Annotated in this window: 14 protein-coding genes; 7 read left to right on the top strand and 7 right to left on the bottom strand. The window is 42.6% G+C overall.

The genetic code is table 11. The features are described 5' to 3' along the window. Nucleotides 1-54: 54 nt before the first annotated feature. Nucleotides 55-594: a DUF924 family protein gene (locus tag GQR89_RS12215; RefSeq protein ID WP_158770304.1), complete on the bottom strand. Its 540-nt coding sequence runs from the start codon at nucleotides 592-594 to the stop codon at nucleotides 55-57. Between the two features lie 150 nt (nucleotides 595-744). Between GQR89_RS12215 and GQR89_RS12220 the strand changes: the two genes are divergently transcribed. After that, nucleotides 745-1914: an aspartyl/asparaginyl beta-hydroxylase domain-containing protein gene (locus tag GQR89_RS12220; RefSeq protein ID WP_158770305.1), complete on the top strand. Its 1170-nt coding sequence runs from the start codon at nucleotides 745-747 to the stop codon at nucleotides 1912-1914. A 439-nt stretch (nucleotides 1915-2353) separates the two neighbouring features. After that, complete coding sequence (locus GQR89_RS12225) at nucleotides 2354-2749, top strand: DUF3718 domain-containing protein (RefSeq protein WP_158770306.1); 396 nt, start codon at nucleotides 2354-2356, stop codon at nucleotides 2747-2749. A gap of 173 nt (nucleotides 2750-2922) precedes the next feature. On the opposite strand, the gene GQR89_RS12230 is transcribed toward GQR89_RS12225, so the two are convergent. The 4 genes from GQR89_RS12230 to GQR89_RS12245 are packed head-to-tail and all read right to left on the bottom strand — an operon-like array spanning nucleotide 2923 to nucleotide 6924. Then, a complete protein-coding gene (locus GQR89_RS12230; RefSeq protein ID WP_158770307.1) occupies nucleotides 2923-3897 on the bottom strand; it encodes an NADPH:quinone oxidoreductase family protein in 975 nt (324 codons plus the stop codon). A 58-nt stretch (nucleotides 3898-3955) separates the two neighbouring features. Beyond that, on the bottom strand, nucleotides 3956-4990 hold the full coding sequence (locus GQR89_RS12235) for a phosphotransferase (protein ID WP_158770308.1): 1035 nt from the start codon (nucleotides 4988-4990) through the stop codon (nucleotides 3956-3958). Between the two features lie 14 nt (nucleotides 4991-5004). Continuing rightward, on the bottom strand, nucleotides 5005-6231 hold the full coding sequence (locus GQR89_RS12240) for an acyl-CoA dehydrogenase family protein (protein ID WP_158770309.1): 1227 nt from the start codon (nucleotides 6229-6231) through the stop codon (nucleotides 5005-5007). 15 nt (nucleotides 6232-6246) lie between these two features. Further along, entirely contained in the window at nucleotides 6247-6924 is a 678-nt protein-coding gene (locus tag GQR89_RS12245; protein WP_158770310.1) for a histidine phosphatase family protein, read from the bottom strand. 327 nt (nucleotides 6925-7251) lie between these two features. Here GQR89_RS12245 and GQR89_RS12250 point away from each other — a divergent pair, with 327 nt between their 5' ends. From GQR89_RS12250 to GQR89_RS12270, 5 genes are all read left to right on the top strand, one after another. Then, nucleotides 7252-9840 (top strand): TonB-dependent receptor, encoded by a 2589-nt coding sequence (locus GQR89_RS12250; RefSeq protein ID WP_158770311.1) that lies wholly within the window; start codon nucleotides 7252-7254, stop codon nucleotides 9838-9840. A 138-nt stretch (nucleotides 9841-9978) separates the two neighbouring features. Beyond that, complete coding sequence (pepE, locus tag GQR89_RS12255; protein WP_370461078.1) at nucleotides 9979-10668, top strand: dipeptidase PepE; 690 nt, start codon at nucleotides 9979-9981, stop codon at nucleotides 10666-10668. Between the two features lie 157 nt (nucleotides 10669-10825). Next, nucleotides 10826-11833: an LLM class flavin-dependent oxidoreductase gene (locus tag GQR89_RS12260; protein WP_158770313.1), complete on the top strand. Its 1008-nt coding sequence runs from the start codon at nucleotides 10826-10828 to the stop codon at nucleotides 11831-11833. 138 nt (nucleotides 11834-11971) lie between these two features. Next, the gene (locus GQR89_RS12265) at nucleotides 11972-12760 is read left to right on the top strand and encodes an ABC transporter substrate-binding protein (protein WP_158770314.1); all 789 of its coding nucleotides are present in this window, start codon (nucleotides 11972-11974) and stop codon (nucleotides 12758-12760) included. Between the two features lie 318 nt (nucleotides 12761-13078). Beyond that, entirely contained in the window at nucleotides 13079-14422 is a 1344-nt protein-coding gene (locus tag GQR89_RS12270; protein ID WP_158770315.1) for a sorbosone dehydrogenase family protein, read from the top strand. A 437-nt stretch (nucleotides 14423-14859) separates the two neighbouring features. Here GQR89_RS12270 and GQR89_RS12275 read toward each other — a convergent pair whose 3' ends face one another. After that, nucleotides 14860-15801: a sulfotransferase family protein gene (locus tag GQR89_RS12275; RefSeq protein ID WP_158770316.1), complete on the bottom strand. Its 942-nt coding sequence runs from the start codon at nucleotides 15799-15801 to the stop codon at nucleotides 14860-14862. A gap of 259 nt (nucleotides 15802-16060) precedes the next feature. Beyond that, nucleotides 16061-17032, bottom strand: a complete 972-nt coding sequence (gene rho / locus GQR89_RS12280) for a transcription termination factor Rho (RefSeq protein WP_158770317.1) — start codon at nucleotides 17030-17032, stop codon at nucleotides 16061-16063. Between the last annotated feature and the right edge of the window lie 125 nt (nucleotides 17033-17157).

The raw sequence follows: 17157 nt of genomic DNA on the forward strand, positions 1-17157 counted from the left end.
TTCAGCGTGTTATATCTCTATCATCTGCCAGTGTTCAATCGTTAATTATTCCATTTAGAAACTGGAGCCTGATTGCTCTAAAAATGCTAGCTCTTCATTAGTTGATTTTCTTTGAAGAATGCTATTTCGATGGGGATAGCGACCAAAACGTTCAATAATTGCCAAATGCTTCAATTCAAACTGATAGGTTGAGTCACTGGCTTTATCAGCAAACAGCGCTTGCGCTTGATGGTGCACAATCAACGATTCGCTGTGCATAAAAGGCATATACATAAAGTTGCGTTGTGATTCACTTAAATCGTAATCAGCCCCAATTGCGACTGCTTCTTGGGCTAACGCTACCGCAAGTGGGTCATGCAAAAACGCCATGGGCTTATCGCGATATATATTGCGCGAAAATTGATCAATCACAATAATTTCAGCCAAACGCCCAAAAGCGCTTTCTCGCCAGTGGCACAGTTCGCATTGCACAACTTGCTGATGTATTTCGCCAAACCGGTTACTTAACATCTGATCAAAATCAGTGTTTTTTTCCCACCATTGGGCTGGCGTAATATCAGTAAACCAAAATTTGATAATCTGTTGAAAGTCCATCTCATGTCTCCTCGTTTTGACGGCTATATATCGTCCATTATTTATTAATAAATTAACATAATGCCTAGAATGAACATTGATCGCACCTGCACAACTTGTTTTTTATTAGTCAAAACAGTAGCGTAACACGATAATAATAAGGAATATCCAATGCACGCACAGTCAACAGCGCAAAACAGATTACAAACGGCCATTCAAACGCTTCAACGAGGCAATATTCCCCAAGCCAAATCGCTATTTGTGTCTTTATGCCACGATCACCCTCATTTAACCCATGCATGGTTTGGGTTGGCATATGCCTACTCTAACCTCGATGACTTTATTGCATCGATAGCTGCTATTGATAAAGTATTAGAGCATGAACCTAAAAACATAAAAGCAATAATTTTCAAAGCAGACCAACTGGTTTATAACAAGCAAGAGCGGATGGCATTGTCATTTTATGAAGCAGCGATTCAGTTGACTAGCAACCAACAAAACCTTCCTGATGAAATTGTACGTGGCTTGCACCGAGGGATAACACTACGCGAAAAATATGATGCTCAATACAGCGATTATCTACTAAGTGCACTGTTTAAGAAGGGTTATGAGCGGGGAAAAATAAGCAAGCGCTTTGACGACGCATTGGATATCAGCTTCGGTAAAAAAGAGATTTATCTTCAGCAGCCCACGCGTTTCTATTTTCCTGGTTTACCGCAAAAGGCTTTTTTTGAGCGCAGTGAATTTCCTTGGTTAAGCGCTATAGAAAGTAAAACCCCTGCAATCAAATCTGAGCTACAGCAAATGCTAAGCGGCCAAGAGCAGTTCTCGCCTTACTTAGACAGTGATAGTACTGAACCAAATTTTGTTAAACATTTAGATATTGTAGATAGTTTGAACTGGTCAGCAGCCTATCTTTGGCATTATGGTGTATTAAATGATGCTATCGCTGAGCAATGCCCCAACACCAAGCAAGTGCTTGATACAGCGCCTTTACCCTATATTGGCGGGCAAACACCCGTGGCACTGTTTTCAAAATTGAAAGCGGGGGTAAAAATACCGCCGCATCATGGTTTGTTAAACACGCGCTTGATATGTCATTTACCGATCATAGTGCCAAAGAATTGTGGTGGCCTTCGGGTCGGCAACGAAACCCGTCAATGGGAAGAAGGAAAAGCCCTAATATTTGACGACAGCATAGAGCACGAAGCTTGGAATAACAGCCAAGAGGAACGTGTGGTATTGCTATTTGATATTTGGCGACCCGAATTAACCGACGATGAAAAACGTTTGATCACAGACATGCTTGTGGCCGTCGACGAGTTTTCAGAGCAAGGATAAATTTCTGTAAAGAACGAGTTAGCAAGTAAACCTTGTTAGCTCACTCTTCGCTTGAAAATATTTCCAAGGCCGAACCAAAGTGCAACTTCAAGTGAAAACCCGAGTATAAAAAAAGCAGCAACCCCAGTCATATTGCCAGCTGAGTAACACAGCAGTGCAGCAAGAATAACAACGATTGATAACAACACCCTGTATATTAATCTCAAAATACTTCCTTAATGAAATACCCCTCTGATGACTACATTAAAGCAACCAGACGACTTTAAAACGAGGTTTTAACTGCAACAAAGTGTTGCCATGCTACATATGCGTTTATTCACCTTGGGTATGATGCTCTATACCTTAGTATCAGCCTGTAGATTTTTTAAACAGTTAAAATAGGGTCTACTAACGTCATTGAAACAAGATTAAAACGTCCATAAGACCTGAGGAATTGACCATGTTGAAAGTTGTTAAAGCTTCTATCGCCATCGCCGTTACATCTATTGTGGTTGCTGCACCTGCTCAAGCTGATGTAGCCGAAGCATTACAGAACATTTGCACCATCGTAAAAGCCGATGATAAAAGTGAGCTGCGTAAAAAGATGAAACGTGTTCAGTCAGATTACCGCCTTAAATTGCAAGATTATTATGCAGGTATTAGCTGCGGCGGCAACAGTTTAATTCGCACAGCCATGTTAAATGACGCAGTAGAAACCGGCACTTTAATGGTCAAAAAGATGCCTAAAAGTGACTTGAGCTCACCAGAGCAAGACGGTAAAACGGTTGTGGCTTGGGCCTCTGAAAATGGCTTAACGAGCTCACCGATTGTTGCGGTATTGAACGACCGTATATAACGGATACAGATAGATATATTGCTTTCGCGTGTTGGCAACCAGCTTTTATCAAGCCTTTTTGAACTGACGCAAGTAAAAAAACAATGCTAAATTTGGTTGTTTAACACGCACCATATAAAAAACGGGCCTCAATTGAGGCCCGTTTTTATTTGTGTTATTAATCACGCTCAAAACTAGGGATTTAGCGACATTTTCCCTTTGACTTCACGACCCATCACTTTATTCAAAGCGTCTTTAGCTTGCGCTAATGGGAGTGCTTCGTCTACCACCACTTTTACTTTACCTTGCACGTACCAGGTGAGTAATTCACGCATATTTTGTGCAAAATCTTGCGGCTGGTGCTGAGTGAATGAGCCCCAGAAAACGCCAATCACTGAGTACCCTTTTACCAAGGCCAAGTTCACTGGAAACTCAGGAATAGTACCACCAGCAAATCCAACCACTAACAAACGACCGTTCCAAGCCATACTGCGTGAGCAAGCATTGAATGCATCACCACCAACACACTCATAAACCACGTCTACGCCTTTGCCGTTGGTCACTTCTTTAATGGCCGTTTTAAGGTCCACTTCAGAGTAATTAATTAATATGTCGGCGCCATTTGCTTTAGCCATATCTAGTTTTTCTTGGGTGGAACAAACAGCGATAACAGTTGCCCCCATTTGCTTACCAATTTGTACTGCCGCTAAACCAGTACCGCCAGCGGCACCTGTAACTAATAATGTCTCACCTGGTTGAATATTCGCTCGCTGCTTTAATCCATGATGAGCTGTTGCGTGTGCCGTGACGAGTCCTGCTGCTTCATCAAAAGAAATTTCATCGGGTATAGGCATAACATGCGTTGCCGCGCACGCTACTTTTTCAGCGTAACCGCCAAGCATACATAGTGCGATAACACGTTGGCCAACTTTAAGGTGCTTCACGCCCTCACCTAGTTCAATGATAACGCCAGCCACTTCATTTCCTGGTATAAAAGGCACTTCGGGCTTCATTTGATACAGGCCCTGCACAATTAAGCCATCGGGAAAGTTTACCCCACAAGCCTTAATATCGACTACAACTTGCCCTTTACCAGCCTTAGGGTCGGCTACTTCTTTGTATTCTAAATTCTCTACGGGACCAAAAGCATTACAAACGATGGCTTTCATTATTCACTCCGTTATTTATCGCTGCGCCCCTATTACCAGAGGCGCGATTAAATTGTGATTATTGCAAGATCTTTAACGCGTACTGAGCCAAGGGCTGAACTAGTTTGCCAACTTGCAACGCTTGCTTGTTTGATGCATTACCGTCAACGGCGCGTTTTGCCACACCTTGCGCAATAGCACCTAACCTGAAAAAACTAAACGCTAAATAGAAGTTCCAATTATCGATTCCCTCAATACCAACCAATTTGCAATACTCAGCTACATATTCTTCTTCGCTGGGGATCCCCAATGCAGTCCTGTCAACATCCCCTAAACCTGTTGCTTTGCCAACGTTGTCAGGTAAGCGCAACTGCATACATTGGTAAGCTAAATCCGCGTAAGGATGGCCAAGCGTTGATAATTCCCAATCAAGCACGGCAATAATGTCAGATGAGTCTTTGGCAAACATCAGATTATCCATGCGATAATCACCATGGACCAATGAGACTTTGCCATCTTCTTCAGGGATATTTTTTTCAAGCCAACTAATAAGCTGGTCCATCTCTGGGATTTCATGGGTCTCAGATAGACGATATTGCTTGGTCCAGCGACTGATTTGCCGCTCAAAATAGTTACCTGGTTTACCGTAGTCCCCAAGGCCGACTTCGTCGACATTGACACTGTGCATCGTGGCCATGACTTTAGCCATATTTTGATACATGATGCTACGGGTTTTATTATCAGTGATTTCAGGTAAAGAGCTGTCCCAGTATACGTTTCCGTCCATAAACTCCATGACATAAAACATACTACCAATCACATCAACGTCTTCACAAAGATGATAAACCTTGGCTACCGGAACATCTGTATTCTCCAATGCCTTGATCACTCGGTATTCACGATCAACAGCATGGGCTGACTTTAACAATTTGCCCGGTGGTTGGCGACGCAGCACATAGGTTGCATTCGCAGTCTCTAGTTTGAAGGTGGGGTTTGACTGCCCACCCGCAAACTTAGTGGCCGTTACCGGACCACTAAAACCGGCAATATGTTCAGCTAAATAGGTGGCTAAGCGTTCTTCGTCTAACTGTTCTACACCGCTTTGCTTACTCATTGCTCATACTCCAATTATGCGTTGTAATCTTTGATAAGGTTACGCCCAAGTTGCATCATATGCACTTGGTCCGGACCATCTGCTAAGCGTATTGTACGTGCATACGCATAGCTTCCTGCCAAAATAAAGTCTTGGCTAGTACCTGCTGCACCATGCATTTGAATGGCTTCATCGATAACCTTGCACGCCATAGTTGGTGCAACAATTTTGATTGCGGCAATGATATCTCGTGCGACTTTATTGCCGTAACGATCCATCTTGTCAGCAGCTTTAAGCGTTAATAGACGCGCTTGTTCAATTTCACAGTACATTTTCGCTATGCTTTCTCGCACAGATTGCTGTTTGCTCAGTGGCTGACCAAAAGCTACCCGTGATTCAACTCGTTCGCAGGCTAAATCTAGCGCACGTTGGGCACAACCAATCAAACGCATACAGTGGTGAATCCGTCCTGGGCCTAAGCGACCTTGAGCAATTTCAAAACCTTTACCTTCACCAACTAATAAACTTGAGGCAGGTACACGAACATTTTCAAACAACACTTCTGCGTGTCCGACAGGTTCGTCATAAAAGCCCATTGCACTTAAAGGACGTACAATCGTCACACCTTTTGTATCGATAGGCACAAGCACTTGTGATTGCTGTTCATGTCGCGGAGCAGATGGATCTGTCTTACCCATAACTACCAGTATCTTGCAATCTTCGTTCATAGCACCGCTGGTATACCATTTACGTCCGTTTATAACGTATTCATCACCTTCACGTACAATAGAGGTTTCAATATTGGTAGCATCTGAAGATGCAACAGCGGGTTCAGTCATGGCAAAACCTGAACGTACTTTGCCTTCAAGCAGTGGCTCTAACCACTTTTTCTTGTCCGCTTCAGATCCATATCGAGCCAATACTTCCATATTGCCTGTATCGGGTGCACTGCAGTTGAACACTTCAGAGCTCCACATCACACGACCCATAATTTCGCATAAAGGCGCATACTCTAGGTTGTTCAAACCTGCACCGTAAGGCAGATACTCTTCAGGTAAGAATAGATTCCACAAACCTGCGGCCTTCGCTTTCTCTTTTAACTCTTCTATTAATGGTAACGTTTTCCAACGTATATCTGGATTAGCGCTGGCAGCTTGCACGTCGGCTAAATATTGTTTTTCATTTGGGTAAATGTGCTCATCCATAAAGGCTTCTAAACGAGCAATAAGATCTTGTGTTTTCTCTGAATAATCGAAGTTCATAGTATTTTATTCCATTTAACTAAACGTGACTGCACCAACACGCTCGGGTATATCGAGATGCGGTACATTATTGAAGCTACTTAACCGCACAGTATCGCGATTAAAGAAGAAATGACTGTAACTGGCGTTACGAACTTGCATGTTGAGTTCGATTACATGCTTGGCATCAAGCTCAAGTACTATGCTCATTAACATGGAAATAGCCCCTCCTGAACTGACCAAAAGAATGGGTTTGTCATGAGTCTCCTTGCGCATTGCACTGAGCACGGCAAAGACTCGCTGACGAAACTCTCCCCACGTTTCTTTCAACATGCTGGGGTCTAACTGTTCATTGGACCAAGCTCCCATCGCTTTTTTAAGCAATCGGTAAAACTCCGCCGGTGGCGCACCTTTTTGCACAGCGTCCTTGGGATGATCTGTTAAATAAGCGGTAGCAATATTTTGAAAATCAAACTCATTTAATCCGGTATGGGTTACCGTATCCAAATGAGTATTCAAGCCACGAAGAATACCGCTGGCCGTTTCTTTATGGCGAACCATTTCACCTAACCACAATTGGCTAAACTCAAGATTACGCTCAGCGAGATACTCACCCAACCAGTCGGACTGCTGATGGCCTAGTGGGCTCAACTTGTCGTAATTATCTGCACCGAAAGATGCTTGTCCGTGACGTACAATATAAAACTCTGACATGTAACCACCTCAGTTTAAATCTGAAAATGATAGTAGAGACAAAGCTACTATTAGTTTAATTGATTATTTTAATGGTTTTGTATTGATTAACATTATGTCTCTAATAAAGGTATGGGTGACGAGGGTTGCGCGCTATTAATAACCACAGAAAAGTAATTAACATTTTACTAACGTAGCATTTACTTTTAATTATAAAACTTGCACTCTTATGCTCATCCGACTAGTTGCATTATTTGCAATGTGTTGGGTTCCGTAGCCCTTACTGATGTCAAAATTCAAATAATAAAATGTAAGGGCCTCAGCTAACACATGAAGAGAAGTATAATAATGCCCAAGTTACCCAATCGTTTAAAACGTACCCCATTAGCTTCATTAATTACCTTGAGTCTTGCCCTTAATAGTGGATTTTCTTTAGCTCAAGAGAAAACGCCTGAAGAAAAGGGATTAGAAACTATCACTGTGACCGCGCAAAAACGTGCGCAAAATCTTCAAGAAGTGCCTGTGTCGGTTACCGCCTTTAATGGCGAAGCGATGGCTGAAGCGGTGATAAAAGATATGTATGACCTGCAAACCAATGTGCCGGGCTTAGGTGCATTTCAGAGTCAAAGTGCCACCAACTCCAGTTTCTCGATTCGAGGTGTGGGCACATCTTCACAAAACTTTGGTTTAGAATCATCGGTAGGCTTATACGTTGACGGCGTTTATAGAGCGCGCCAAAACTCAATGATTAATAACTTGGTGGACGTTGCTGCGGTTGAAGTGTTGCGCGGACCTCAAGGTACATTATTCGGTAAAAACACCCCCTCAGGAGCCATTTTAATATCGACTGTAGCACCAAGTCATGGCGGCGGTGACGGCTTTGTTGAGGCGACAGTAGGTAATTACGGCTTGGTGAATTTATCCGGGGCAATGTCTGTATCAGCAATTGACGATGTGTTGGCATTTCGCGCCACTGGCTTCTCGAGTAATCGTGATGGCACCATCAGCGATGTTAACTTAGGTGAAGATACCTTGAACGACCGGGATCGTTTTGGCGGTCGCTTACAAGCGCTTTATACGCCAAATGAAGATATGTCTTTACGGATTATTGCTGATTATGCCGAAATTGACGAAATATGCTGCGGTGCACCAGTGCAATTGAGCAATTTTGAAGCCAACGAAATACCGGGTAAATTTGGCACTGACGCCGCAATTGACCAACTAGGAGGCACTCGCTTCCCAGGTGGCGAGGCATTCTTCGACCGAGAAGTAGCGGTATCGTTTTTACCTGTAGCGACGATGAAAGACCGAGGGATCTCTGCTGAATTTGATTGGGACTTAGATGAAAACTATACCTTTGTTTCTATATCAGCCTATCGCTCATTCGATTCGTACGACAATATCGATAGTGACTTCACCGATGCAGATTTATTTGGTACCAGTAACGATTCACAACAAAACTCGTTTTCACAAGAATTTCGTTTAGATTACACCAGCGAAGATCTTAACTTTATTCTGGGTGCCTACTACTTTACCCAAGACCTAGATCTTGAATACAGCTTATACACAGATACTATTTTTGATGGTTTTGCGCTTGGGGTACTAGGCCAGAATGTTGATGCATTAACAGGCGTAGAGGGCTCATTTAGTAGCTTATTAGGGGGTATCGATGGTTTGGCTTCATTGGGACTTATTGCTCCACGAGCAGCGGGGGCACCTGCTGGAACTGGCTTTAACCATGTTGCGGAACAGGAACACAAGAGCTATGCAATATTTGGACAGTTCGATTATAAATTAAGCGATGAGTTTACCCTTACAGCTGGTTTGCGTTTCACCAAAGAGAAAAAAGATTTATTAACAGTATTTACCGAGGTAGGACCGGACATTAACGGTTTAGCAGATAACACCCCTGTTGATTTAGTAGCTGCATTAACCACAGCAGGCGGTATAGCGGCAGGTGCCATTGATTTGACCACTGCGGCAGGTCAAGCTACGTTGGTTAATTTTCAAGGGTTTAGTGAAGCAGGCTGGGCTTTCCCCCTACTTGGCACCACCACCAGTCCACGAAGTAATATTCAAGAAAGCTTAAGTGATGATCAAATTAGCGGCACGCTAAAACTCAGTTATCAGGCTGATAGCGATACCTTATTATACGCATCATATGGCAATGGCTATAAATCTGGTGGAACTAACACCGACCGTATTGCCGTTGGTTTCAATCCGATTTTTGAAGCTGAAACATCTCAATCGTTTGAACTCGGAATTAAGAAGGATTTCCGCGAGCAAAACTTGCGTGTCAATGCAGCAGCACACTACACCACTGTAGATGATTTTCAGGCGAACACGTTTACTGGCAATGGTTTTAATCTACAAAACGCCGGTGATTATGAAATATCAGGTATGGAGCTAGAAGCAACATGGTTGCCAGTTGAATCGGTCGAAGTACATTTGGGTTATGCCTTGGTTAATGCGGAATATAAAACCTTTGAAGCCGGAAACTGCTGGACCGCTTATACATGGCACACAGGTATTGACGACCCAGGCAGGGTCAATCCTGATGATAATTTCTGTGATCGTTCAGGAGATCGCCCAGGAGGAGAACCAGAAAACTATGCAGTGTTGAGTGTAAAGAAAGACTTCGAATTAAGTGATAGCATCTACGCTTACATTCAAGGTGAATTTAGTTACACAGGCGATGTTATCCTCGATGGCAGTAACGACCCATATGCGGTTCAAGACTCTTATAATATCCTGAATCTACGTTTATTTATGAATTTCACTGAATACGATATGGACGTTATTTTATGGGGCCGTAATGTGCTGGATGAAGAGTACATTAACCGTACAAACTTCAACACGCCTTTACAAGAGGGTAAACTTAACGCTTATATGGCTGAGCCTGCTACCTATGGCATTACACTGAAAAAACGCTTCTAAATAAGACGCTAAAATAAACAGCCGACTCAGGTCGGCTTTTTATTGCCTATTTTTCGGTTATCAAGTTAGATATCGACTTGTTATCATTGCTGCATATTCTGTGTTTGAAGTTTTTAAGGAAGCGTTGTGAATTTATTGATGTTAAGCAGCTCCAGAGCGGGCGAAGAAGAATATCTAGCCCATGCTAGGCAGATGATAGAAAGCCACTTGGCGGATTGCAAAAATATCGTTTTTATTTCTTATGCTGGCGTGACTATCAACTGGCCGAGATACACGGCGAAAGTGCAGGCAGCACTTCCTAAATTAGGTATTAGCGGCATTGAAGCACACGAAGATCGCCATGCGGCCTTAGCCCAAGCCGACGCCATTATGGTCGGTGGCGGCAATACCTTTAATCTATTGCACCAGTTATATAGCAATAACTTAATTGAATGCATTCAAGAACAAGTAAGTAAAGGCAAGCCTTATGTAGGCTGGAGTGCTGGAGCAAACATATGTGGTAATTCAATCCGTACCACCAATGATATGCCGATAGTATTTCCACCTTCATTTAATGCATTAAATCTGGTGCCTTTTCAGCTCAATCCTCATTACAGTGATTACCAACCACCTGGACATAACGGCGAAACTCGCGCCCAGCGCATAGCAGAGTTTTGTGTTCTCAATCCAACTATGCCTGTAATTGGTTTAAGAGAAGGCACTGCCCTTTTGCGCCAAGGGGATACCTTAACCTTACAAGGAGATTTACCAGCAGTGGTATTTGCAAAGGGTAGCCAAAACACGATTGTGCCCGGCCAAGATTTGAGTGCCTACCTCACACCAGAATAAGCAACATATATCTAACTAAGGTAAGCTTGGAACCTTGGGGTATTCGTTATCGTAAACTATACATAATACGAATATACAGTACAGGTGAAAGGCGCTTGTAATCCTTTGCTGTCACCCCCACATGTCTTTCATCAGTTGTATTTAAGGACATTTATCCATGACAGCCTCGACACCTTTTTCCATTTTAGATTTGGTTCCCATCGCACAAGGACACAGCATCTCACAAACGTTAGAAAACAGCCGGCAACTGGCTGTTCATGCTGAAAAATTAGGCTATAACCGAGTTTGGTTGGCAGAGCACCATGGCATGCGCGGTGTAGGTAGCTCAGCCACAGCCGTTGTGTTGGGTCATATCGGTGCAGCCACCCAAAAAATACGCATCGGCTCCGGTGGCATCATGTTACCGAATCACTCGCCTTTAATTATCGCTGAACAATTCGGTACCTTGGCTGCCCTTTTTCCTGACAGAGTTGACTTAGGTTTAGGGCGTGCTCCCGGCACTGATATGGCTACAGCCAGAGCGCTTAGACGCAATATGCAAGCGGGTGTTGAGGATTACCCGAATGATGTGCGTACATTACAAAGCTATTTAGGCACGCCTAGTGCTGAGCAGACTATACTCGCTGTGCCAGGTAACGACAGCCACGTGCCAATTTGGTTACTTGGCTCAAGTTTATATAGCGCACAATTAGCAGCGCAGTTCGGACTGCCCTACTCTTTTGCCTCACATTTTGCCCCTGATGCATTGTTCGATGCGCTCAATATCTATCGCAGTCAGTTTAAACCCTCTGCTCAATTAGCCCAGCCTTACACTATGGCTGGCGTAATGGCAGTGATTGCCGATACAGATGATGAAGCTAAATATTTGTACACCTCGCTTCAGCAGCAATTTGCCAACCTACGACGAGGAGCGAACAAGCCTTTCGCAAGACCAGTAGATGATATTAATGCGGTGTGCAGCCCGGCAGAACTGTCAATGATTGAACATACGTTGCAGTACGCCATTGTTGGTTCGCCCGAAACGGCTCATAGCCAATTGGCTCGCTTTATTCAAAATAGTCAGGTTGATGAAGTGATATTTTCATTTCCGATACATGATCAAAAAGCGCGTTTACACAGCATCAATCTGCTGGCTGACAGCAAAAAAATGCTCAAGGCATCTTAAAAACTCAGGTGATTTAGTGTTGTTATGGTGTTTGTAAAAACACTAAAAGCTGACTTAACACTTTGATTTTTTAAGAATGAATCTGAAAAGTCGGTCACTAGGAGTAGTGACAGTATTAAGCATAGTTGAGAAAACAACATGAATATCAAACCTACCCCGTTACAGTTCGCTTTATGGGGAATAATACTAACAGCTCTTGTCTGTTCAAAGGTGCAAGCGAGCCAAGACGAGAAAACCCTTGAAGTGGCGGTTGGCTGGAGCAAACCGCCGTATGTGAATTCTACCGATGACAGCGGTTTTGAGTTAGATTTAGCGCGGAAAATATTCGCCCGTATGGGCTATAAGTTCAAACCTATTTACGTGCCTTATGGGCGTTCGGTTGGTTTGTTAATGCGTGGCCGCGTGGATGCGGCACTCACGTTAACGAAGAACTTGGCTACTGACCAAGTACAGTTGACTGACAATTACATTCAATATCAAAATGTTGCCATAAGCTTACGATCTCAAAACGTGACCATCGAACGACCAAAAGATCTTAATCACTTTGCCATTGCGGCCTATCAAACTGCTTCAAAGAATTTAGGCGCTGAATATGCTCTAGCTGCTAAGCAAGCGCCATTATATATAGAGCTACCTGATCAAAAAAAGCAAGTTGCTATGCTGCTAAACGGCCATGTGTCAGTCGTAGTGATGGATGTCAATATATTCAACGATCTGCAGGCCACAATGGAGCCTAAAGCGAGCAGAAAAGCCGTGACTATCCATAATATATTTCCCCCCAATTCTTACCAAGTTGGTTTTTTACAATCCGACCTTAAAAATCAGTTTAACCACGCATTAAAAGACTATCTAGAATCTCAAGATCACGCACAACTGGTTAAAAAATATCGAATATTCAACAAACACGCAGAATTAAATGACCTTTAGCTTAACGCGACCAGCTATTTACAATATGCTAGGTAAAATTGACTAACCATATGCAATTAAATCGCATAGAGTATTCGGCAATTTGACGTTTAAAAAGCGCCAAAACCATAAAAACCGCGTCTTGTACCATTTAAACTCACAAGAATTAAAACCCTTTAAAAATTGGCAAAATTATTGCTAATTGCTATCGATACTTAAATGCTAATTAAATTCAAGCTTGCACGGTATAATTGCGCTATCACGCCATTCACCATGCGGTGGTAAATGATAAGTGCTTTTATTTACGCTGTGCTTTACCCGTCTATTCAAGGAATTACCATGTTTCGAACACCTTCCCTCTCCAGTGCTATGTTGATATTGTCAGTCCTAGGACTTAGCGCCTGCTCTGACAGTTCAAAACTTGACCCGGCAATAACATTTGGTAGCGACCCAACATTAGTTGAGCCGAATGCCTCACTGATCCCCAATGTAAATATAGCAAATGCTGTTGGTTGGCCACAGGATGAAAAACCCACAGCGCCCTCTGCATCAATGCAGGTGAATCGCTTCGCACAAGATTTAGATCATCCAAGATGGCTATACACCTTACCCAATGGTGATGTACTTGTGGCAGAAAGTAATAAGCCACAAAAACATGATGAAGACGGTGGCTTAAAGCAGTGGGTAACTAAAAAAGTGATGTCTAAAGCAGGTGCAGGTACCCCAAGCGCTGATCGCATAACGTTACTGCGGGACGCCGATAAAGACGGCGTTGCCGAAACCAAGACGACCTTTTTGGAAAACCTACACTCTCCTTTTGGTATGGCATTGGTGGGCAACACACTTTATGTGGCCAATACCGACGCCATTGTGAGTTTCCCTTATCAGCAAGGGCAAACCGAGATTACCAAGGCGCCCACAGAGCTAGTAAAATTACCCGCAGGAAAGCTGAACCATCATTGGACTAAAAATATTATTGCCAGTAAAGACGGTAGCAAACTTTATGCGTCTATCGGCTCTAACAGTAACATTGCCGAAAATGGTTTTGACGCAGAACTAGGTCGCGCTGCGATCTGGGAGATTGATATAGCAACTGCTAAGCATAGAACATTCGCTTCTGGGTTGCGTAATCCCGTTGGCATGACTTGGTCAGGCGATACTCTCTGGACAGTCGTTAATGAGCGTGACGAACTCGGAAATGATCTTGTGCCTGATTATATGACATCAGTACTTGAAAACGGTTTTTATGGCTGGCCTTACAGTTACTATGGGCAAAATGTAGACACCCGTGTTGAGCAACGTGAACCAGAATTAGTCGAGCGTGCCATCAAGCCAGACTACGCTCTAGGCGCACATACGGCATCACTGGGTTTGCTTTACACCCAAGGAACGAATGCATTAAATGGATTAGGTGAAGGTATGTTTATCGGCCAGCACGGATCTTGGAATCGCACCCCAAAAGCAGGATATAAGGTAATTTTCGTACCATTTAAAAATCATCAGCCTATGGGCAAACCGGTTGATATTCTAACTGATTTTTTGAGTAAAGATGATGAAGCCCAGGGTCGTCCAGTCGGCTTAGCATTAGACCATAGCGGAAACCTATTGGTTGCTGATGACGTAGGCAATATTATTTGGCGAGTGTCCCCTAGCAATACCAATATCACTCACAATCTGAATTAATCCAGCAAGTTTGCTCAATTAACCAGATAATAAAGAACAAGACATTGCAGCGAGCGTAGCTGAAATGTCTTTTCTTTTCTGTTCTCTTTTTTGGCATTGATCATTCTGAGTTAACAACGGTTTTTCATACCTTGAATGGAACATGCGTTTGGTTGGACAATTTAATGGCTGGTGAGCAATAATCAGATATGTTCTACGGCTGTAAATATCAATGTAAGTTATTCTCTAGTAAATTAGTTAGCCATAAAAGGACGATAAAACGATCGTGGAGGTTTTAACAATGAAGTAATGGGTATTGAACGTAATACAGCACAGAATATCCCGTCTTATATATGCAAGATTTCCCCGCAGACTTAGTGACCTAGCATCAAATTTTCTCACAAATGATCGCTCTAAAAATCAGCCAGGATACGAATTAAATCCATCAAACTTTTAAGCTAACGAAATGCAGTGTATAAATTCATCACGTTAGACAACTCTAAAACCTTTTTTCTAGATTCGTTGTCAATCAAAGTGTCATTAACATAGTGCTCAAGTATCCCGTTCATTTCTTTTAAATGAGGTATCAAAAGCTCTTTGTCTTTTGCTTTAACGTTATAATGATTAATGGTTCTTAGTAGCTTTATTGAAGCACTATTAAGACTGTTATTTTGTCTTGGTGTCGGATTGTCATGTGGTGTAGATAACCCTAACTTCTGTATGACTTCTTGCACTACATCGCCATCATATTTAAACGCTAAAACGCTTTTTTCACCAAACAAGGTTTGGCATTCACTGACAAAATCCTGATAGTTTAAATGTTGTGAAAACCATTGGATATTCAACATCTCAGCAAAAGATAAATCTTTGCCGTAACATGGGTTGCTCTGTACCTGAGGGTTACGAATACATTGTTTATAAAAGCTTTCGATAAACCCCAGTGGCTCACGAAACCAAACCCATACTTCGACATTAAAAAGTTCATTCAATGCACATAAAACATCCTTTGACTCATTAGGAAAATCCCACCAGTAATTATATATGCCCTCAGAAGACAGAATAATAGTATGGGTGTCGTTTTTGACTTGCGAAATGATGTTCTTAAAATTTGCCAGAAAATTTTCCACATGAGTAGTCACTAAATTCTTCTCAAACCATTGATGCCTTGGCGCAGTGGGATTAGCCGATTGTTCAAGGTTATGTGGATAAAGGATCCCTTTGCCTCTGAGCTTGCGTTGTTTTTTATTAAGATAGGTTTGTAAACTTGTGGTACCCGTTTTAGGTGTGCCAGCATGAATAATTAGCTTTAGTTTCTGCCTCTTGCGTTGCGCTAGGGATGGCGCGAAAGGTTTAAGTTGCTCAGCCAATTCGTTAGCAAAATGAATAGTTGTTATTTCCATTTCGATATATAAAAACCTATAATAATATTTAGAAAAAAGTAACTTTATTCCAACCTGCTATTGATAGCGAATATAGAATCGGTCAGCCACAAACATAGCACCTTAAGCTCAGTCCCTCTCTCAACTAATTCAATTAACAGCCCTTACGATTAGATATTTACTCATTTACTAGTTTACGTAAATACTTGTAATTCCACCTGATATCTAAAGCATTCATCTTCGAAATCACTTGGTTAAAAGACGTTTCATCAACATATGTTTATATTTTTTTGGCGACAAAGTTGTTTAGCAACGCAGCATTGGTTGGGTATTTCTCAAGTAGCTCAGCAAGTTTTTTAGCGCTATCAACAGGTTTGAGATGAGTCAATCCCCTTCGCAGCACTCTAACTTTTTCTAGATCGTTCGAACTGCGCAGTAGCTCTTCACGGCGTGTACTACTTTTGGCAATATCTAGCGCAGGGAAAATACGCTGATCTGAGACTTCCCGAGATAAAACGATTTCCATATTGCCCGTGCCCTTGAACTCCTCAAAAATCACTTGGTCCATCCGGCTTCCGGTATCCGATAGTATGGTTGCTAAAATAGTAAGCGACCCACCATTTTCAATTTTTCTAGCGGCACCAAACAGTTTTCGCGGTATTTCCATTGCTCTAGCATCAATGCCGCCAGACATGATGCGCCCGCTACTTTTTCGCTCTGCATTATGTACACGCGTAAGTCTTGTGAGAGAGTCAATGACAATCATTACATCATGACCTTCGCCAGCTTCACGACGAGCTTTATTTAATAAGTTATTGGCCATCCGCACGTGCTGATCGTAGCTTTCATCCGAGGATGATGCATGCACTTCAGCTGGCACGCTGCGTTTGAAATCAGTGACCTCTTCCGGCCGTTCGTCAATCAGCAAGGCATAAAGCTTTATCTCGGGATACGCTTTGCCCACCGCTTGGCAAATATGTTTTAACAAGGTTGTTTTTCCGCAGCCCGGTGGAGCAACAATCAAGCCGCGTTGACCCATTCCAATTGGTGTAATCAGATCCATCGCTCGCGTGCTAGGTTGCTCAGACCCTAACTCTAGCTGGATCCATTGATTAGGATTGATGGCTACACCATTAGTAAAACGTTTTTGCGGGTCAACATAAGGAGTATCCTTGACCTCGTTAACTGCCTTATCTGCTTGTTGAGTATCTTTATTTTTTTTCAACTTAAGAGATAATATTTTTCTTGTCATGATATCGGTTTAAAGCCCTTGATAATAATGCCGCTTATTATGACACCCATAATAAAAAAGTGGTGCGTTAAATCCACAGTATCAATGCTGATTTATTTAATTTAAGAATTCTAGCTGGTGAAACA

It is taken from the genome of Paraglaciecola sp. L1A13 (assembly GCF_009796745.1).
Taxonomy (GTDB): Bacteria; Pseudomonadota; Gammaproteobacteria; order Enterobacterales; family Alteromonadaceae; genus Paraglaciecola.